This is a genomic window from Streptomyces lasiicapitis (genome assembly GCF_014646335.1).
GTDB lineage: Bacteria > Actinomycetota > Actinomycetes > Streptomycetales > Streptomycetaceae > Streptomyces > Streptomyces lasiicapitis.
This window is the reverse complement of sequence record NZ_BMNG01000001.1, coordinates 483,359-502,179: the sequence shown is the minus strand read 5'-3', so window position 1 is coordinate 502,179 and position 18,821 is coordinate 483,359. Positions and strand designations below refer to the sequence as shown.

16 protein-coding genes and 1 pseudogene are annotated in these 18,821 nt (G+C 72.1%); 9 read left to right on the top strand and 8 right to left on the bottom strand.

What is annotated here, in order from left to right; translation table 11 throughout:
- Positions 1-2 precede the first annotated feature (2 nt).
- Together IEY91_RS02240 and IEY91_RS02235 are read left to right on the top strand one after the other, a co-directional pair.
- Positions 3-656, top strand: a complete 654-nt coding sequence (locus tag IEY91_RS02240) for an RES family NAD+ phosphorylase (protein ID WP_229696632.1) — start codon at positions 3-5, stop codon at positions 654-656.
- A gap of 87 nt (positions 657-743) precedes the next feature.
- Positions 744-4,739, top strand: coding sequence for a CHAT domain-containing protein (locus IEY91_RS02235; protein ID WP_189172584.1), 3,996 nt, complete (start codon positions 744-746; stop codon positions 4,737-4,739).
- Here IEY91_RS02235 and IEY91_RS41505 read toward each other — a convergent pair.
- Entirely contained in the window at positions 4,733-7,240 is a 2,508-nt protein-coding gene (locus IEY91_RS41505) for a caspase family protein (RefSeq protein ID WP_229696631.1), read from the bottom strand. The two genes, IEY91_RS02235 and IEY91_RS41505, sit on opposite strands and share 7 nt — an antisense overlap.
- Positions 7,241-7,498: 258 nt before the next feature.
- Between IEY91_RS41505 and IEY91_RS02225 the strand changes: the two genes are divergently transcribed.
- From IEY91_RS02225 to IEY91_RS02200, 6 genes are all read left to right on the top strand, one after another.
- On the top strand, positions 7,499-7,966 hold the full coding sequence (locus IEY91_RS02225; protein WP_229696630.1) for a hypothetical protein: 468 nt from the start codon (positions 7,499-7,501) through the stop codon (positions 7,964-7,966).
- Positions 7,967-8,057: 91 nt separating this feature from the next.
- Positions 8,058-9,857 carry a hypothetical protein gene (locus IEY91_RS02220; RefSeq protein ID WP_189172583.1) on the top strand — a complete coding sequence of 600 codons (1,800 nt, stop codon included), beginning with the start codon at positions 8,058-8,060 and terminating at the stop codon, positions 9,855-9,857.
- A complete protein-coding gene (locus IEY91_RS02215; RefSeq protein ID WP_189172820.1) occupies positions 9,854-10,084 on the top strand; it encodes a hypothetical protein in 231 nt (76 codons plus the stop codon). The genes IEY91_RS02220 and IEY91_RS02215 overlap by 4 nt, the downstream gene beginning before the upstream one ends.
- The gene (locus IEY91_RS02210; protein ID WP_229696629.1) at positions 10,081-10,743 is read left to right on the top strand and encodes a hypothetical protein; all 663 of its coding nucleotides are present in this window, start codon (positions 10,081-10,083) and stop codon (positions 10,741-10,743) included. Before IEY91_RS02215 ends, IEY91_RS02210 begins: the two co-directional genes overlap by 4 nt.
- Positions 10,744-10,772: 29 nt before the next feature.
- Positions 10,773-12,341 (top strand): AAA family ATPase, encoded by a 1,569-nt coding sequence (locus IEY91_RS02205; protein ID WP_189172582.1) that lies wholly within the window; start codon positions 10,773-10,775, stop codon positions 12,339-12,341.
- Positions 12,342-12,453: 112 nt separating this feature from the next.
- On the top strand, positions 12,454-13,512 hold the full coding sequence (locus IEY91_RS02200) for a vWA domain-containing protein (RefSeq protein ID WP_189172581.1): 1,059 nt from the start codon (positions 12,454-12,456) through the stop codon (positions 13,510-13,512).
- A gap of 101 nt (positions 13,513-13,613) precedes the next feature.
- On the opposite strand, the gene IEY91_RS02195 is transcribed toward IEY91_RS02200, so the two are convergent.
- The 7 genes and pseudogenes from IEY91_RS02195 to IEY91_RS02170 form a co-directional block, all read right to left on the bottom strand.
- Positions 13,614-14,264: a dihydrofolate reductase family protein gene (locus IEY91_RS02195; protein WP_229696628.1), complete on the bottom strand. Its 651-nt coding sequence runs from the start codon at positions 14,262-14,264 to the stop codon at positions 13,614-13,616.
- A 91-nt stretch (positions 14,265-14,355) separates the two neighbouring features.
- Positions 14,356-14,550: a hypothetical protein gene (locus IEY91_RS02190; protein WP_164321194.1), complete on the bottom strand. Its 195-nt coding sequence runs from the start codon at positions 14,548-14,550 to the stop codon at positions 14,356-14,358.
- 11 nt (positions 14,551-14,561) lie between these two features.
- Positions 14,562-14,800 (bottom strand): annotated as a pseudogene (locus tag IEY91_RS42570) (Scr1 family TA system antitoxin-like transcriptional regulator); the annotation flags it as partial.
- A gap of 418 nt (positions 14,801-15,218) precedes the next feature.
- Positions 15,219-15,728 carry a hypothetical protein gene (locus tag IEY91_RS02185; RefSeq protein ID WP_189172580.1) on the bottom strand — a complete coding sequence of 170 codons (510 nt, stop codon included), beginning with the start codon at positions 15,726-15,728 and terminating at the stop codon, positions 15,219-15,221.
- A gap of 4 nt (positions 15,729-15,732) precedes the next feature.
- Positions 15,733-16,227 (bottom strand): hypothetical protein, encoded by a 495-nt coding sequence (locus IEY91_RS02180; RefSeq protein WP_189172579.1) that lies wholly within the window; start codon positions 16,225-16,227, stop codon positions 15,733-15,735.
- 48 nt (positions 16,228-16,275) lie between these two features.
- Positions 16,276-17,556 carry a hypothetical protein gene (locus IEY91_RS02175; RefSeq protein WP_189172578.1) on the bottom strand — a complete coding sequence of 427 codons (1,281 nt, stop codon included), beginning with the start codon at positions 17,554-17,556 and terminating at the stop codon, positions 16,276-16,278.
- Positions 17,557-17,605: 49 nt separating this feature from the next.
- Entirely contained in the window at positions 17,606-18,043 is a 438-nt protein-coding gene (locus IEY91_RS02170) for a hypothetical protein (protein WP_164321186.1), read from the bottom strand.
- Between the two features lie 263 nt (positions 18,044-18,306).
- Between IEY91_RS02170 and IEY91_RS02165 the strand changes: the two genes are divergently transcribed.
- Positions 18,307-18,780: a DUF3592 domain-containing protein gene (locus IEY91_RS02165; RefSeq protein ID WP_189172577.1), complete on the top strand. Its 474-nt coding sequence runs from the start codon at positions 18,307-18,309 to the stop codon at positions 18,778-18,780.
- The last annotated feature ends 41 nt before the right edge of the window (positions 18,781-18,821 follow it).

Below are 18,821 nucleotides of genomic sequence, written 5' to 3'. Positions count from 1 at the left end.
TCGTGCCGAACTACCGTCCGCCGACGCGGATGACGGGCACGCCCGGCAAGGCCACGCTGCCCGGCGGTACGACCCTGTACCGCGTGCACTCCGCGCACCGGGGCGCCGCCGACTTCAACCCGCGCCCCTCCCACTGCCTGTACGGCGGCGGCCGGTTCGACGGGACGTCCTGCGATCCGTACCCCTACCTCTACGCCGGACTCGGCACGGCCGCCGCCGTCTGCGAGACGCTGCTGCGGTCGCTGCCCTTCGACGCGGACGGCGGCCCGCGGCTGCTGCCGCGCGTCAGCGTCGAGCACCGCCGCCTGAGCACCCTGCGGCTCACCGCCGACCTCGACGTCGTGTCCCTCATGACCGCGCGCGACCTGGCCGCCGTGCACCAGGACGGCTGGCTGGTGCACACCGAGGCGAACGAGTACGCGTTCACGCGCGACTGGGCGCACTGGATCCGCGGCCACACCGAGCCCTGGGCTCGGGGGCTCGTCTGGGCCTCCAAGCGGGAGCCGGGCGACCGGGCGGTGGTCCTCTTCGGCGACCGGTGCCCGCCCGGGACCGTCGAGGTCGTCGAGGAAGCCGTCGTGGACTTCGGCACGGACGAGGGCCGGGAGTGGCTCGACGCCCTGCTGGAGCCGTACTACGTCCGCATCGCGCCCTGAGTCCCGATCCCTCTCCTTCCTCCTCCTTCCTCTCTCCCTCTCGTCCTGTGCAGGCCCCGCCCCTTCTCATCCCGTGAAGGCCGCCCCGTGACCACTGAAAAGAACACAGCCACCTCCCAGGCCATCGACCTCCGCGCCCAGCGCAACGCACTCCTCGACACCCTCTCCGGCCTCGCCGCCGACGACCCTGACGCACCCGAACTGTGCGCCCGCATCGGGTTCGTCAGCTACCTCGCCTTCCTGGAGGAGGAGAACCCGGACGACCTGCGCCAGGCGGCCAAGGCCTTCGACGCGGCCTTCCGGACGCCGGGCGACTCGGCGGACTGGGACCTGTGGCGGGCCGGGTACGCCCAGGTCGCGCTGCTCGGCTACCAGGCCGATCAGCGGCTCGAACTCCTCGACGCGGCGCTGCGCCTGCACGAGGAGGCCGCCCGATGTGAGGAGATGGACGAGGCCGTCTTCGTCGAACTCCGCACCAATCAGGGGTACTTGCTCCTCCAGCGGTCGCTGTGGCACGGCGGTACCGCCGCCGACGCCGAGGCCGCCGCCGCGCACTACCGTGCTGTCCTCGACGCCGCCCACTCCTCCAGCGATCTGCCCGGGGTGCGGTACAGCAGAGGAGCCGCGCTGCTGCAGCACGGGCTCGGAACCGTCGACCGGGCCGTACTCGAAGAGGCCGCCGCGGAGCTGGACCGCGCGCTGCGCGAGGCGCGGCAGCGGTCCGGGGACGAGCCGCCCTGGGCGCGCGACGCGGCGATCCGCGCGGCCTACGCCCGTGGCGCCGTCTGGAGCAACTGGCCGGACGAGGAGCTGGCCGCGGCCCTCGAGGGGGAAGTGCTGCGCCTGCTCGACGACCCTTCGAGCGAAGCACTGCTCGGTCCGGCCCACTTCGACGGCTTCGGGAAGATCCTCTACGAGGTGGCGACGCTCCGCGGCGACACCGAGGGCCGTGAGCGGGCCATCGCCCTGATCCGGCGCGCGATCGCGGAATGGCGGCCCGAGCGGGAGGGCAGCGTCGCCAGGACGGCGCTGTGTCTGGCCACCTTCCTCCAGGCGCGCTACTACGATGACCGAGACGTACGCCGTGTCCACGAGATCGCCGAGGCCGCGCGTCTGATCCTCGCCGAGGGCCGGGCCGAGGACCGGGTGTCCCGCACCGTGTACGCGGGCGGGCAGCTGATGGCCGGCTGGGCCCAGTTCGTCCTCCACGAACGCGGGCTCGTTTCCGCCTCCGACGAGGCCACCTCCGCCGCCGTCCAAGGGGTGATGGACGCCGTGGACGAGGGGTACCTCTATTTCGACCACAGCGGCGGTGTCGAGGGAATGCCCGGCTGGTCCGCCGGCGCCACGGCGGCGGACGAGCTGATCCCCCGCTTCGACCGGGCGTTCGCGGCCTGGAGCGGCACGGAGTCCGAGGAACGGCGCGCGGACGCGGCCCTGGAAGTCCTGCGGTACCTGCCGCACATGCCGATGTTCCTCGACCGGGCGAAGGAGAAGGACGCGCTGATCGCCTGCGTCCTCGCCTTCCGCCCCGCCGACCCCGACTGGCAGCGCCGGGCCCACGCCGCCGTCGGCAACGTACGGCTGCGGGACGCCATGGCGGGACGCGACAACCGGCTCGACGACGTCGTCGACCACTTCACGCGGGCCGGAGCCAGTCCGTCCACGACGGCACCGGTCACCTCCGGGGACGAGGACGACGCCCCCGCCGGGACGGACGCCGAGCGGCAGCAGTGGTACGACGCGGAGTTCGGCCACATCCAGGCACTGGGCGCGCGCTGGCAGCACGTCGCGACCGGCGACGACCGGGACGCCGCCAGGTCGAAGTGGGCGTGGCTGCGCCGGAGCCCGCTGGTCACCGAGCACAACAGACGCCTCACGGACGCCCAGTTCGCCGCCTTCGACGCCCAGGAGGCCGTGGCGCGCGGCGACGTGGCCGCGGCCGACCGGCACATCCGCGTCGTGACCGAGGCCCGCGACGGGCTCGCGGACGACCACCCGGCACGAGCCGAACTCGGCGTCCTTGTGGAGGAACTGCTCCTCGCCCGCGACCGGCTCGCCCGCACCCTCGGACTCCCGGCCGCACCGCCGCAGGCAGGCCGGCCCACCGCGGACCGACTGCGCGCCCAGGCCCGCCGCCTGCCGCGCGACCACCAGGCCCGGGTGCTCGGCGACAACGGCGCCGTGCGCATCGCGCGCGCCTGCGACCCCTGGAACCCGGCGGAGTTCCAGGAGGCCATGGAGCTGCTGCAAGAGGCGTACGACCTGGCCGAGCGGGGCAGCGACGACAGCCTGCGGTACGCCACGGTCCTCGGCGGGGGCCACCGCACCCTCGCCGAGGCGGAGCGCGACCCCGCCGCCCGCGCCCGTCACCTCGCGCGCGGCGTCGACCTCCTGGAGACGGCGCTGCGCGGCTGCGGCGGCCCCGAGCACCGCCTCTACGCCGACGCGGGCCTCACGCTCGCCGGCGCCCACCGCCTCTGCGGCGACCGCGACTCCGCCCGCCGCACCGGCCTCGACGCCCTCCGCGGCCACGCCTGGGCCGCGCTGCTGCAGTCCGGCACCGGCCACGCCGCGCAGGCCGCCGCGAGCGCCACGTACACGGCGCTCGAAGTCGCCGCCTGGTGCCTGAGCGACAACGCCCTCGCCGAAGCGGTGCAGGCGCTCGACGCCTGTCGCGGCCTGGTGCTGCACGCGGCCACCACGTCGAGCACCGTGCCCGAGCGGCTCGTCGCCGCGGGGCGCCAGGACCTCGCCGAGGAGTGGCGGGCGGCCGCCCTGGACGCCGCCCCGGACCCGTCGGGGGCGCCGCCGACCGTGCCCAGCTCGCTGCGCCGCCGCGTTCTCGCGGCCCTCACCGGCGCCGAAGGACCGCAGGACCGGCTCCTCGACCCGCCCACGACCGCCGAGATCGCGGACGCCCTGCGCGCCACGCGCAAGGACGCGCTCGTCTACCTCGTGCCCGCGTCCGAGAGCGCGGGCGGCACCGCCGTCGTCGTCACGTCGAGCGGCGACGTGCACTCCGTACCGCTGCCGCTCCTGACGCGGGACGCGGCGCCGCTGCGGGAGTACGACCCCGCCGCCACGGCCGCCCGCGACCTCGGCCCGGTACCGGGCGCGGCCCCCGGCCGCCGCCCGCCGCCGCCCCTGCGCGCCCAGTTGGACCGGCTGTGCGGCTGGGCCTGGTACGCCGGTGTCCGGCCCCTGCTCGACGCCTTCGACGCCCGCGCGGGACGCGGCCCGCGCCTGGTCCTCGTACCGATGGACACCCTCGGCCAGGTGCCCTGGCACGCCGCGTGGACCGACGGGCCCGACGGCCGCCGCCGGTACGCGCTGCAGGAGGCGGAGATCTCGTACGCCGCCTCGGCGCGGCTGCTGTGCGAGGTGGCCGCGCGCCCGGCCGCCGCGCACACCGGCGCGGCCCTCGTCGTCGGCGACCCGACCGGCGATCTGCGGTACGCGGGCGAGGAGGCGGACGCGGTGCAGCGCGTGTTCTACCCCCGCGGCCAGTTCCTCGGCCGCCGCGCGGCCGGAGGCGGCGACGGGCCCGGGACCCCGCGCGAGGTGGTGTCCTGGCTGACCCGCGACGGCGGCGACGACGGCGCCGTGCTGCACCTCGCCTGCCACGCCACCGTCGTCGCCGGCGCCCGCCGCAGCTCCTATCTACGCCTGTACGACGGCGAGTTGGCGGCCGAGGAACTCACCGAGGCGGTGAGCGGGGGCCGCCGCGGACGGCTCGGCCTCGTCCTCCTCGCCGCCTGCCGCAGCCACGTCTCCGGACACGGCCACAACGAGGCGTACAGCCTCGCGACCGCGTTCCTGGTGGCGGGCGCGCGGTCCGTCGTCGGGACGCTGTGGCCGGTGCCGGACGACGCCACGTCGGTCCTGATGTTCATGGCCCACCACTACCTGCGCGCGGAGGGCGAGCCGCCCGCGCGGGCGCTGCGCCGCGCCCAGTCGTGGATGCTCGACCCGGACCGGGTCCTGCCGCCCGCGCTGCCCGTGTCGCTCGCCCACCGGGCCCGCCGGATCGACCCGGACGACCTGAGCGCGTGGGCGGGGTTCACGCACCTGGGTCAGTAGCCGTCCGCCCGCTGTCCGCCGGATCCGCCCGGCACGACGGTGCGCAGACTGATCGTGCGGGTCGCCCAGTGGCCGGGGGAGCCCGCGGTGACTCCGCCCAAGTCCCTGCTCCCGGCGGGGAGTTCGGGGGCGTCGAACCGCAGCACACCCGGATCGTACGAAGCGTCCGGCGCGTCGGAGCGGGCCGTCGCGGCGGTCGCGTCCCACGCGGGCAGGTGGAACGGCACCGTGTTCAGCTCGCCCTCGGCGACGATCAGCTTCAGCCAGTCCCGCGCGTACGCGCCCGGCGCGGCGGGACGGGACGCGGGCAGCGACAACTGCACCGGATCGCCGTCAAGGGCGTGGCCGGTGCGGCCGGGGCCGATGAAGTGACCGGGGAACAGCGCGCTGTGGCTCGCGTAGCTGTCGGTGAGGTCGAGCAGCACGCACCACAGCGTGCGCCCGGGGGAGCGGTTGTGCAGCCGGACGGACACCCACGGCTCCCGCGGCTCCGCCCCTTCCGGGCCGTACGCGCAGACGATCTCACCGCTGCCGTTCGGTACGAGTGCCTCACCTGGCGGGGCGCCCCACGGCGCGATCTCCACCTGGACGAGGTTGTCGAGCACCGAGGGCCGCGCGGCGAGGTCGCGGATCCCGTGCCAGCGGGTCAGGTGCGCAAGGCAGTCCGTGATCCGTCGTACGTCGTCGGGGCCGGTGAGCGGCAGCGGCGCGGTGTACGGGGTGCCGTCGCGCCGCAGCACGTGGGCGAGGCCGTCCCCGGCCCGGACGCGGAAGTGGAGGTCGCCTCGTTCGTCGGGGGAGGGGGCGGGGCGGAGGAGGGGGGAGGGGGTGCGGGCGGGGCCGGAGGTGTGGAGGGCTTGGGTCAGGTGGTGTTCGGTGAGGTGGAACTGGGGGTGGGGGGTGCGGTGTTGGGGCGTGGTGGCGGGGGTGGCGGGGGTGGCAGGGGTGGCGGCGGTGGCGGTAGTGGCGGCCGTGGCGGTGCTTTCGGTGGTCGGGTCGGTCTGCGGCCTCGGTGGCGGTGGCGGTGGCGCCGGTGTGTGCGGTTCCGGTGCGGGCGGAGCTGTCGCGGCCTGCGGCGCGGGAGCGTAGGGGGCGGCGGGCGCCTCGGCCGGAGCGAGGGGAGTGGCGGGAGCCTCGGCCGGAGTGGTGGGTGCCTCGGCGGGGGCGGGCTCGAAGCTCACGGTGGCGGGCGGGAGGGCGAGGGCCGACAGGACGACCGGATACACCCGCCCGCCGTCGGGCTCCCACTCCACCGGGTCCACCAGCGTGCGCGCGGTGTGTACGCGCCGGGCCCGCGCACGCCGCGCCCGCCCGCCCGCGGCATCGGGCGCTGCGGGGCCGCAGCCCGGCGGTGCGCCTCCGCCGTCCCGTTCGTCGCCGGGCCCGCTTGCGCCTGCCTCGCTCTCGCCGTCGCGTTCACCGCCGGGCCCGCTTGCGCCTGCCCGTCTCGCGCCTGCCTCGCTCTCGCCGTCGCGTTCACCGCCGGGCCCGCTTGCGCCTGCCTCGCTCCCGCTGTCGCGTTCACCGCTCAGCCCGCTCCCGCCGTCCCGTTCACCGCCCAGCCCGCTCTCGCCCTCTCCCTCACCCTCCACGACGCGGAACTCCGTCCCCCGCGCCTCCGCCCCGTCCGGCAGCCCGTGCCCCGTCCCGCAGTCCACCTCCCACCCCTGGACACCGAGACGCAGCAGGTGCGGACCCGGCGCCCGCGCCACCGCACCGCCCAGGAACGGCAGGTCCGCCGCCCCGCCCGGCGAGGCCGGGTACAGCACCGGCTGCTGGCCGACGCCGCCACGCTGCACGCGTGCGTCCGCAGCCGCGAGTAGGTCGCGGTACGTCGCGTCCGGCCCCGCGTCCCGGACCGCGCCGAGCAGCGCGTGCGTGAACGCGCCGTGCGGGCGGCCGCCGAAGCTCCCCTCGTACGACAGCTGGTCGAGCCTGCTCGCCGCGAGCAGTACGTGCCGGGCGGCGTCCTCGCGTACCGGTACGTCCCGGCTTCCCATCGAGGGCGAGGGCGGGGGCGTCTCGGCGGTCGGCGGTGCGAAGCGGGCCGTGAGGCCGTCCTGAGCGCGGGTGGCGCCGCCCGAGAAGCAGCAGTCGAGGACGGCGGCGACGTGGGCGCCGCGCGCGGCCACCGCGTCGAGCAGCGCGCCGAGCCGCTTGTCCGGCAGCGGCCCGTCCGCGCACAGCAGGGCCTGGTTGCGGCCGGTCGCCTCGATCAGCAGGTCGGCGCCCGTGGCCCAGGTGTGCGTGCCGTGCCCGGAGAACCAGAACAGCGCGGTGTCACCGGACCCGGCCGCGCCCAGGAAGCGGCGGATGCCGTCCTCGACCACCGCCACCGTCGCCTCGCCGTCGAGCGCCACGGCGGTCCTGGCCGCGCCGTTCGTGCGCCGGGTGAGCAGTTCGCACGCGGCCGTCACGTCGTTGACGCAGCCGTGCAGGGGCCGGGCGAGCCGGGGAGCGTAGGCGTTGATGCCCGCGAGGAACGCGAAGATCGATCCCATGCCGGGAGTCTGGCAGGCGGGTGACGCGGAGGGAACGGTCCACCTGGGCGTCAACTGGCTGAGTTCCGGGTCAAGTCGGGTCGGCCATACGCCAAGTCCCGTGATTCGCCGCATGATTGACGGGACATCACTAGGCTGCACGTCTTGCGGGCGGGCTAGACGACGGGTTCGACACCGTACGGCGCCGTCCGCGGCCAGTGGTGGGCGTCATCAAGCCATGTCACAGCCAGCAACCGTCGGGGGACAACAGTGGGCCATGTGGAGCGGCCTCGGCGCATCGTGCAGACCGGCCTCGGCCCTGCCCCGGGCCTGACGCCCGGCCGGAGCGGCGTGCCCGCCGCGAGGCCGTCGCCGCGCGAACGGTACCGGCCGCGCGGGCAGCGGCTGCGGGACGCCGTGGCGCGCCTGGACGCAGGCCTCGACGAGCACGCCTGTCGGCAGCTCGCGCGCAGCATCGGGGAGGAGTACGAAGCCGAGCACGGCGCGGCCCCGCTCGGCTTCTTCGCCCGCTGCCGCCTGGGCCCGCCCTACGTGGACCATCAGCTCGACCTCTTCGGCGTGGTCGTACGGCACTTCGCCCGCTCCGACGGCGTGCCGGAGCCGTTCGCGGGCGCGCGCACGCTGGTGCGCTCCGGCGGCTACGCGTACGTGGAGGTCTACTCCGACGGCCTGCTGATCCCGGTCCTCGACGACGGCACCGCCGTCCGCTCCGGCACGCCCGACTGAACCCCCGTCCCCTCCGGCACACCCCGGCCGAACCGGCGGCCGGGGCTCCGCCGCCCCGCCGCCCCGCCACCTTCGCGATCGGAGAAGCCGCATGACCGACCGGGACTACGCCCTGCACCGCAAGGTGCAGGAAGTCACCAACCTCGTGGTGGGCCTGAGCGAGAAGGTCAGCTCGGTGTCCGGTCAGGTGCGGACCGTCGAGGACAACCAGCAGCGCACCCGCACCGAACTCAGCGACCTGCGCGACGAGTTCCTGGCCTTCGTCACGAGCGCCCGGCTCGCGGCCAACGTGCAGCGCGCCGAGACCCGGATCGGCGTCATCCAGGACCAGGTGGACCACGAGTTCGGCCACCACAAGACGGTGCGGCGCACCGCGGTCGGCATGCTTCAGGCCTTCGATCTCGGCCTGGTGTCGCAGGAGACCGTACGCACGGTCGGCGACGAGCTGATGATCCAGACCCCGCGGTACTGGCTGGCGCCCGCCCTGGTGGCGCTCGCCTCCTGGTCGGCCGACGACCGCGAGCTGTGCGAACGCGCCGTGGACGAGGCGTTCCGGCGCGCCCCGGACCGTACGTCCCTCTTCTTCGCGCTGGTGCTCCGCCGCCAGGGCAGGGAGGCGTCGGCGGTGCGGTGGCTGCGGCACTATCTGCTCGCCCAGGACCCGGCCGCGCTGGGGCGCGAGTTCGCCGTCATCCTGGAGTCGATCGCCCAGGGCGCCTTCGGCCTGGCGGGCCGTGAACTCCTCGCCCGCACCCTCACCGCCTGGCGCAGCCGGCTCCTCGACCAGGAGGAGATCCAGCGCAAGCAGGTCAAGCGGTGGCTCGACGAGATCGACTCGCTGCGCGGACCCGCCACCGCCGACGAGTTCCCGCGCCTGTCCCTGCTCACCCCGCAGTGGCCGCAGCTCGACGCGGCGCTGCGCGCGGCACGTACGCAGCAGACCCTGCTCGACAAGTACCGGGCCATCCTTGACCAGGAGTTCCGGCCTTCGCAGCGCATCGAGGACGCCGTCGACGACATCCTCGACCGGCTCGTCTCGGAGTACGACGACGAGGAACTGCCGCTCCGCCGCGACCTCGCCTTCAACCGCGCGGTAGTCGACCAGGAGGGCGACGTGGGCGCCGCCCGCAAGGACGCCGACGCGGACGCCGCCTCGTACGACGAGACCCTCGACTACCTGACGGTGCAGACCACCGCCGCCCTCAACCCGGCCGCCATCGGCACCTCGGCGGCCACCCAGCGGCTCGCGGTGGCGAGCTGCCACGAGTGGTTCCTGCAGGCGCACACCGGATTCACGCGGGACTACCGGAGCAAGGTGCCCGACGACGTGCAGGCCCGCTACCAGAACGCGCTGACCGTCGCTGGGAAGCAGTTCCGGCTGCCCGCGTGGACCGTCTCCTTCAACCGGAACCTGCCCGAGCTCGAGCAGTCGCTCGGCGACCACTGGGACCGGCACATCGACCCCTTCATCGCGTCGCTCGCCTACCCGACGGGGGAGAAGGTGACGCCGCTCGTGATCGTCCTGGTCGGCATCCTGGTGCTCGTCGGGTCCTTCCACATCGGCGCCGCGCTGGGGACGGCCCTGGTGACCGGGGCCGTGTGGGGCCTTTTCATCCGCAACGGGCTGCGGGCCGCGCGGCGGGTCCAGGACGGGGCCCGCGAGCACCTGGGCCGGAACAAGCAGCAGTCCGTGCTCCAACTGCGTACGGCAGCCGCGGAACTGACCGACTGGAACGAGAAGTTCCGCGCCGCCGACGCCGTGGAGGCCCGCGGCCGGGACCTGATCAAGTCCCTGGAGAACGAGGTCCACGGCGGCGGCTCACCGTTCGAGGGCCGCACCGTGCGGGCCGGGACGAAGCAGGCCAAGGCCAAGGAGGAATCCGCTTCATGAGTGCCACCAACGGCGCCGCGCCGCCGCCCGAGTCGGCCCCGACCTCCGCGTGGGGCGCCGCCGCGGGCCCCGGCAACGAGTCCCCGTGGGCCACCGCCGCGGCACGCCCGGCGGGCGGCGAACGCGTCACGAAGAGACAGCGCCGCGTCGTGGAAGGACTGCCCGACTGGGAGCCGCTCCCGCCGGGCGAGACGCTGGTGCGCCGGCACGGCGACCACAGCCCATGAGGTTCCGCCGGAAGCCCTCTCGTACGGACCCCTCCGCCCCGCGCCCCCTTCCGCCGCCCGAGTCGTACTGGGGCCACGGCGGCGATTACCACACCTGGGTCGACTTCCTGCGGCGCTGGTCGACGGGAGAGGACGGAGAGGACGCCGACCTCGACGCGCGGGCGCTGCCGCCGCTCGCCGAGAGCCAGTTCCTCGGCGAGACCTGGGAGCGGCTCACGGCCCACCTCACCGGCGCCGTCGACGTCCGCCTCCGCGCCTGGGCGGAGCGCCTCGTGCGGGCCCTGGCGGCGGCGCCCGACGAGTTCGGCTACGGCCGCGAGCTGGCGCAGGCCAGGACGGGCCTGCGCGAGGTGCGGTCCGTCGCGGGGCATTCGGGGCTGCCCGCGGGCCTGCGTACGTCGCTGACCGAACTCGTGGACCGCCATATCGCCGAAATACAGCAGCAGTTGGAGCGGGCGCTCGACGACTACGCGCGGGCGGGCGGAGACCTGGCCCAGGCGGAGCGCCGCCGCCGCACGCTGCGGGACAACCCGCTGACGGCGGCTACCTCGTCGCCGGCCCCGGGCGCACGCTCCTCCGCCGCTCCGCCGCACGGAACCGACCCCTGGCAGTCGACGGACCCGGGGGCGCGACCGCGCCGCCGAGTCATCACCGACTGACCCCCACGCGACCGAAGGCCGGAACCCCTATGTCGAACTACGCCGAGAGCCTGCGCCACCTAGAGGGCTACATCTCCGCGCGCGTCCCGGTGATCGGCATGCGCACCATCGAGCAGCGCCGCGCCCTGCGGCTCCTCGGGCAGGCCGCGCGGCAGCCGCGCCGCGCCGGCATGCCGTTCTGGATCTACACGCGGGCCACGGGACTGCGGGACCTGCGCACCAACGCCCCGGTCCACGACGACCGTTCACTGACGGGCGCGATGGACTTCGCGGCGGGCCAGTTCAGCGGCAGACCCAACGCCACCGTCGTCTTCGTCGACCCCGACCACCTGGAGGGCGACACCCCCGTCACCCGCCACATCGCCGAACTCGCCCGGCTCGCCGACGACAACATGGGCAGCATCGTCCTGGTCACCGACTCCCCGATCTGGAGCGGGCTGCAGCGTCTCGGCATGAGCCTGCACCTCGACCTGCCGGACGCCGAGGAGATGCACGAGACGCTCACCGGCTTCCTCCAGGACCACCAGGGCCACATCCCCATCGAGTGGACGCAGGACGACGCGCGCCGCGCGGCCGAGTTCCTGCGCGGGGTCACGGAGGCGGAGTGCGTCAACCTCATGGCGACGATCGCGGCGAAGGGCTCCATCCAGCGGGCCGACGTCCTCGGCCTCGCCCAGGCCAAGGACCGCATCTTCAGCAACCTCACCGGCCTGGAACGCGTACCGCTCACCGAGGGCGAGTACGCCGTCGGCGGGCTCACCAGCCTGCGCGAATGGCTGCGCCGCAAACACCGGTTGATGCACGCGGACCTGCGCGGCACGGCGCTGCGCCCGCCGCGGGGCGTGCTCCTGGTCGGCGTGCCCGGCTGCGGCAAGTCCCTGTCGGCCAAGGCCATCGCGGACGAGTGGCAACTTCCTCTGTACCGCCTGGACATGGCCAGCATCCACGGCAAGTACCTGGGCGAGTCCGAGAGCCGCTTCCGGGAGGCGCTCGCGATGGCCGACCGGGTGGCGCCCTGCGTGCTGTGGATCGACGAGATCGAGAAGGGCCTCGCGGGCCGCGACGACATGTCCGGCGTGCCCCAGCGCATCATCGGCCAGTTCCTGTTCTGGCTCCAGGAGTCGCGCTCGCGCGCCTTCGTCGTCGCGACCGCCAACGACGTACGCAGCCTGCCCCCGGAACTGCTGCGCAAGGGCCGCTTCGACGAACTCTTCTTCGTGGACCTGCCGGACAGCGGCGACCGCAAGGAGATCATCGAGCTCTACCACCGCCGCTACCTGCACTCCGCCCCCGAGGCCGCGGCCCTGGACCGCCTCGTGGACCTCTCCGAGGGCTTCGCGGGCTCCGACATCGAGGCGGCCCTCCACGAGGCGGGCGCGGAAGCCCTCCTGAACGGTGGCCCCGAGAACCTGAAACCGTCGTTCCTGGCGGACATCCTCGTCAACACCGTCCCGCTGAGCCGGGTCAACCCCGAGCAGATCGAGGAGATCAGGGCGTGGGGCCGCGAGCGGGCCGTACCGGCGGGACGCACGGCGACGGGCTCGGCCACCGGCGGGGCCGCCGCACCGTCCCGGCGCATCGTGTTCATGGACGACTGAGCCCGGCACAGCGCTGGACGACGGCAGTTGATCGCACGTCGAACGGCGTTGTCAGTGCCTCCTCATAGAGTGAACACATCACTCGGGGAACTTCCGGAGGGGGAGCAGAATCGTGTCCGCAAACAGGATCCAGCACAAGGTTAATCACGTCGCGCTGGTGGTGGACTGTTCGGGTTCCATGTATCCGCACCAGAGCCAACTCGTCCGCGTCGTGGACGAATTCGTGGCGGGGCTGAAGTCCGAATCGGACAGCCTCGGCCACGAGACCCGGATCAGCCTCTATTCCTTCGACCACAAGGTGGAGAACCTGGTCTGGGACATGGACGTGAAGCATCTGCCGTCCATGCGAGGGCTGTACCGGGTCAACAATGGAGCCACGGCCCTCATTGAGGCTTCTCTGAAGTCCCTGGACGACCTGGGCCACATCTGGGAGGAGTACGGCGAGCACAGCTTCCTCCAGATCGTGGTGACGGACGGCGAGGAGAACGCCTCCGGCGGCGACCGGCGGCACGACGGCGACATGGCCGTCCTCGGCCCCTGGCTGGAGCGGATCACGGCGAAGATGGGCGGGCTTCCGGGCCACTGGACATCCGCGATCCTCGTTCCGAACTCCCTGGCCAAGCGGACCGCGCAGAACTACGGCTTCCCGGCGGGGAACATCGCCATCTGGGACGCGGATTCCCAGAAGGGCGTCGAGGACGCGATCGGCACCGTGCGCGCCGCCGCCACCAGCTTCCTGAGGGGGCGGGAACAGGGCGTGCGCGGCACGAGGAACCTGTTCGCCGTCGGCCAGGACATATCGGTCGACGAGGTGCGGGCGAACCTCGAACCGATTCCGGCCGACAGGTACCGGCTCCTGAAGGTCGACAAGGAGGTCGAGATCCGGCCCTTCGTCGACTCGCATCCGGGCGTGACGTACGAACGTGGCTCGTGTTACTACCAATTGGGCGCCCGCGCCCAGGTTCAGCAGAACAAGGAAGTCATCGTGGTCGAGAAGGACACCGACCGCGCATACACGGGCGACGCGGCACGCAGCCTTCTCTTCGGCACGGGAATTCAGGGAACCGTGTCCGTGAAGGCGGGGAACAATCCCAAGTTGGAGGTGTACGTGCAGAGCCGTTCGGTGAACAGGAAACTCAAGCCGAATACACGTCTCCTCATCATGCTCTGAAGCACGCGCTGAATCACGCGCTGAATCAGGCTCTGAAATGGATGGCCCGCCCGCATGGGGCAATACCGAAACCCCTGAGCGGGCCGTCGCGTCACCTTCTCTCACCTTCTCCAGAACAGGTGGTGTGTCACGCCGCTCGGGCTGGGCACGACGTCGAGATGGAACCGGTCGAGCAACTCGTCCGGGGACTCCCAGAGTCGTAGTCCAGCCCCGAGCTTCAGCGGCGAGACCGCCACATGCATGGTGTCGACGAGGTCGGCGTCGAGGAACTCCCGGATGGTGGTGACCCCGCCGCCGAGCCGTACGTCCTTACCCGCAGCCGCCTCCCGCGCCTGCGCCAGGACGGCGGCCGGGTCGCCGTCCACGAAGTGGAACGTGGTGTCGGACAGCGTGAACGACGGACGCTTGTGGTGCGTCATGACGAACACCGGGGTCCGGAACGGGGGCTCGTCCCCCCACCAGCCGCGCCACTCATGGTCGTTCCAGGGCCCGCGCTGCGGCCCGAACTTGTTGCGGCCCATGATCTCGGCACCGATGTTGCGCGCGTAGTCCCGCGTGAGGTAGTCGTCCAGGCCCCGGCTCCCCCCGGGGTCGGTACGCATGGGCCAGCTCGCGGTGGCACCCGCCCAGGCGAACAGCCTCCCTGGATCGACGGCGAGGCCGAACGGATTCTCCAGGCTCTGGTCCTCGCCGGCACCGATCCCGTCGCTCGAGACGTTGAAGTTCTGGACCCTCAGTAGCTGCTGAGCCACGTGTTCCTCCTGTGTCGTCGTGGTCGACATCGGTGGTGAGACTGCCCGGGCCGGGGAAACTCATCGCTGCGCTCACTGGGGGAGGCTGCGCTCACTGGAGGAGATGGTCCGCCTTGCCCGCCTTGATGTCGCGGATGAGGGTGCGGAGCGCTTCGCGCGTGTCGGTCAGGTAGGTGTCCTCTTGGCCGGCTATGGCGATGTAGGCGTTGCCTTGGGGGTCGGTGCCGAGGCGGAAGCAGCTGGCTCCCTCGCCGCAGAACGGTTCTTCCCACGTAATGTCGGACATAGGGGTTCTCCTCACAGGGCGTGGGCGATGCCGCGGATGAAGTCGCGGGACGCCGTGGGCGGTAGGGCGATGCGCTCCATCCAGTCCAGGTGTGCCCAGTGTTTCGACAACTGGGCCTCGCCGCCGAGGAGTTCCAGCCGCGCGAACTGTCGACCTGCACGGTGTCGAGCTGGGGCACCGGTCCGTGCAGGTAGTTGACCGTCTGGCCGGACCCCGGGAACGTACCCGCCGAGAACGGAATGACCAGCACGTCACCCGTACGATCTGCCCCACCCGCAGAGCCCACTCCGCGCCCGCTCCCGACGATCTCGCCTACAGCCTCACGTTCCCCTCCGCCCTCACGTCCCCGGCGATCGCCCGCGTGGCAACCCGAACCGTGCTGACCGCGCACGGGCTCGCGGCGCTGGCGGACCCGGCGACGCAGGCGGTCGCCGAACTGACGGCCACGGCATGCCAGTTCACTGCCACGTCGGACGTCTACCTCTCCCTGCGGTACCGCGACGGCGCCCTCCGGTTGATCGCGTACGACGACCACCCGAGGCACACGCACCCCCGCCTGGCCGCCGCCTGCGACGCCCGCCGCCGCGCGGCACCGTACTCGCCTGGTGGCGGCAGCTTGGGCGGCCGGCCAGTGCGCATCCGGCCATGTTCAGCCGTCCGATTGCCAGTCACACCTTGCCGAACAACACCCCACGCCACACCCAACCCGCCCGCAGCACCGTGTTCCGCAGGGGATCCTTGAAGTCCGCAGTGTCGTACAAGGTTGTCCCCGCGGATCGAACACGGCCGTTGCCTCCCCGGCCGATGGATCCTTGCCGGTACACCGTCCTTGACGGTCCTCGGCCGTACTCACTCGCCGAGGGCATAGGCGGGTTACCGACCCACGTGATCTTCCACTGCTCCTCCAGGGCACGGACCTCGTGGCTGTTCGCTGCCAGGCGCATCGTGACGCGCAGTTTGAGGCTCAGTTGGCGCCTGACGAAGAAGTCCCGCCATGCGGGCTCCATCAGCCGCCACTCCGCCACCAGGACTGTTCGATCGGGTTCGCCCTCGCGTACGACCCACGGGATGTTCGGCCTGTTCAGGCCGAGTAGCGCAGTCCGGACGTCCTCGACGGGACGGGGCGTGACGTTACCGATGGGACGTTTCGTGCCGGTCAGTTTGTCGAAGAGGCCCATCGGGTCACACCATCCCAGTGTCAGGGCGAACGCTGCGTATGAACTGCTGGAAGTCGCCAAGTACGCTGCTGTGTTGGGCCGTTGTGGTGGTCAGGGTCAGTCTGATCACCGCGCGTTCACTCGGATCGTTGATGTCGAGCATGGCCAGATAGATCTGGGTCTGCGCGAGGTCACGGCGTACGCCGTCGGTGACCGCGGAGAAGGACAGCACCTGTGTCAGGGCGGGCGCGTCGGCGGACCCTACCTCGTGGCGCTCGTCCACCGTCACCGAGTCGGCGACCTCGCACATGCTCCGTACGGACTCGTCGGCGATTTCTGCCAGCGTCGCGCCGTCCGGCCGGTACTCGCCGTCGACGGTGATGTTGGAGGTGAACCCGGCGTCGGGCGGCGGACGCAGTGCGACGAAGGCCACGTCCGGAGCGCCGACCTGGCCAGGGGAAGCCGGGTGCCAGCCCTCCGGCAGTCGGCCTTCCATCGGCACGGGCAGTGTCGCGGCCATCTCAGGTCTTCCCTCCATGGGCACGCTGCATCGGAAGCAACTCGTACATCAGAGCAGGCCGCCAATGCCGTCCTTGACCGAACCGACGAACCTCTTGCCTGCGTCGACTCCGTCGCCCAGGGCATCGGCCGCACCGCCCGCGGCGTCGGCCACCTTGTCGGGATCGACGGTGAACTCGAAGCCCACCGCGCCCCCGATAATGGGGGAGACGCCGACTTTGGCGCCGAAATGGTACTTGCCGTCATCGTCCTTGGAGAACAAGCCGACCTCCGCGCCAGGGCCAACCCATCCCTCGGCCGTCACACCGAAGCCGACCCCAGCTGTCTCTGTACCTTTGGTCACGCTGCCCTTCGCCCCGCCGAATGCCTCCCCGCCGATACCGACTCCGTCCGAGCCGACGCCGGCGTTGACCCCGGCCTCGCCACCGGCGAACCCCGTCGCACGGCCGTACGGACTGAAGGGTCCGAATCCGACACGGCCTTCGGCCAGCCCCCGAGCTCCTCCGGACACCTCGGCGGTGCCGGAGATCCCCGAGTCTCCTATGCCGGCGCTCGCGGAGGCCCTGCCGCCAGCGTAAGAGTCGCCGATCCCGGAGAGCTTCAGCGGTCCGTAAGCCACTGATCCTTCCTTGGTCGCATGGCCGACGTCGACATAGGCCTTGGCCATGCCCTGCTTGCCGTAGCCGACCCCGGTAGCGGACGCGCCGACGTCCGGCCTCCACCCGTTGGATCGCGTGCCGGTATCGGCGGCCGTCTCCGGCTTGACCTTGTCCAAGTCGCCCTCGGCGCGCGCGTTGAAGCCGACGCCGTCGTGCACGTTGGAGTCCACGACTGCCGTTTCGAGAGCGATCTTGACGCGATTATCGGCTTCCGTGACCGCCTTGACCACCCGGTCGATGGCTTCGGCCCACTCGCCCACTCTGGCAGCGACGGCCTGCTGGTAGCTGCGGTCGTGGGCGTACGCGTTGCGCTCGCTGTCGTTGAGTTTGTCGAAGTCGAAGGTGACGATGCCCCGGCCGGAGACCTTCAGGCCCTGGTCGACCGCCGCATCCCGGGTGGTCTTGAGTCGGTCACGGAGGTCGGCGAACACGTCGTAGGCGTCGCGCAACAGGGAGGCGACGGCCTTCGCCTCCGTCTGGGCCGCCTGGTACTCGCGCCGCGTGGCGTCGAACCGCTTGCCGGCCGCCTGTGCGCTCAGGCCGACCCAACTCGGACGCACCGTGAGACCGTGGACGTCCTTCTTGTACTGCCTTTCCAGACGGTCGAACTTGGCCGCCATGGCGTCCCACGCATTCGCGACCGTGGTCAGCTGCGACAGATCCGTGGTCATGATCTCGTTGTACGTCGGCACAGGGCCCCCGGGTTGATGCGAGCGCTGATCAGTACTGATCGAGGGGGGACGGCCGGCGGATCTGCGAGCCGGTCGCGAGGTCGCTGCTGCGGAGGGTCGTCGCGGTGGCGCGCAGCGCAGCCTTGTCGCTCGCCAGCCGTCTCATCAGCGCGGCGACCTGGTCCTCCCAGGCCGTATGAGCCTTCTTCAAGGCGCGGGAGGTGGCCCAGCCGTGGCCGTCCTTGGCGTTGAACTCCTTGACCGCGGTGCCGGTTCGGTCCTCGGCCGAGCTGCCGGCCTTCTTGGTGTCGGGCTCCAGATGCAGCTCTATGGCGTTGGCCGCGGCCCTCTTCTCCGACGGAACCGACGCCAGGTCCGGTGTGCCGCCTCGGCCTCCGTCAATAGGAGGAACCTTGTTGAGCCGCATACCTGCGGGCTCCGTGGTGGGAGCGCCCTCCGCGCTCCGCGCCCCCTCGTTCCCAGTCATGCGGACCCTCGTCCATCCCCTTGAGTACCTGCTGTCTCCAGCGCAAGGTACGCAACCGTATTCGCATTGCGAAAGGGATCTTTGAGACTTCGATCGGCGTGATGCCTTCGGTCCGCGGTGCACACAGTCCGAGTCCTCAAGCAACTGGGCGGGGCGAACGGTTCCTGAACGGCGGTCCGTTGCCCAATCGCCTGGGGCGGAAGCAAGGCGACCGGGATATCTGGGATAGCGTCCCTGGCACTCCGGACGGCTGAGGGGGCGGCGTGCAGGTGCAGGTGCGTGGGAGGGGTGTCCGCTGGTGGGTCACTTTCGGGACGATCGTGTTCGGGACGCTGTTCTTGGTCATCGGGCTGATCCTGGCGGGGGTGTCGGTCTCGTTCTTGGCAAATGCGGACCGTGCCCGGGGCACGGTGGTGGCCCTGGAGTGGCGGAGCGACGACGACAGCGGTGCATCTCGCAAGAGGCGGGTGAACGACGAGTCCGCGGCATACCCGGTGGTCGAGTTCACGTCGGCGGATGGCCAGCGGAGGACGTTCCGGGACTCCACGGGTTCCAAACCACCGGCGTACGAGGAGGGTGAGCGGGTCGAGGTGCTCTACCGCTCGGATTCCCCCGAAGACGCGCGGATCAATGGGTTCGCCTCGCTGTGGCTGCTGCCGCTGATCTTCGGTGGGATCGGCCTGGTTTTCGCGGGGATCGGGACGGCAGTTGCATTGGTGACGCGGCGACGGTCCTAGGCCGTTTGTTCCATGCAGATGAACGCTTCAAGCAGCAGGAC

Coding starts and splice junctions, on each gene's coding strand:
- IEY91_RS02185 (WP_189172580.1), bottom strand. CDS start 15,728: ATGGGCCTCTTCGACAAACTGACCGGCACGAAACGTCCCATCGGTAAC.
- IEY91_RS02205 (WP_189172582.1), top strand. CDS start 10,773: ATGTCGAACTACGCCGAGAGCCTGCGCCACCTAGAGGGCTACATCTCC.
- IEY91_RS02180 (WP_189172579.1), bottom strand. CDS start 16,227: ATGGCCGCGACACTGCCCGTGCCGATGGAAGGCCGACTGCCGGAGGGC.
- IEY91_RS41505 (WP_229696631.1), bottom strand. CDS start 7,240: ATGGGATCGATCTTCGCGTTCCTCGCGGGCATCAACGCCTACGCTCCC.
- IEY91_RS02175 (WP_189172578.1), bottom strand. CDS start 17,556: ATGACCACGGATCTGTCGCAGCTGACCACGGTCGCGAATGCGTGGGAC.
- IEY91_RS02190 (WP_164321194.1), bottom strand. CDS start 14,550: ATGTCCGACATTACGTGGGAAGAACCGTTCTGCGGCGAGGGAGCCAGC.
- IEY91_RS02210 (WP_229696629.1), top strand. CDS start 10,081: ATGAGGTTCCGCCGGAAGCCCTCTCGTACGGACCCCTCCGCCCCGCGC.
- IEY91_RS02220 (WP_189172583.1), top strand. CDS start 8,058: ATGACCGACCGGGACTACGCCCTGCACCGCAAGGTGCAGGAAGTCACC.
- IEY91_RS02170 (WP_164321186.1), bottom strand. CDS start 18,043: ATGACTGGGAACGAGGGGGCGCGGAGCGCGGAGGGCGCTCCCACCACG.
- IEY91_RS02215 (WP_189172820.1), top strand. CDS start 9,854: ATGAGTGCCACCAACGGCGCCGCGCCGCCGCCCGAGTCGGCCCCGACC.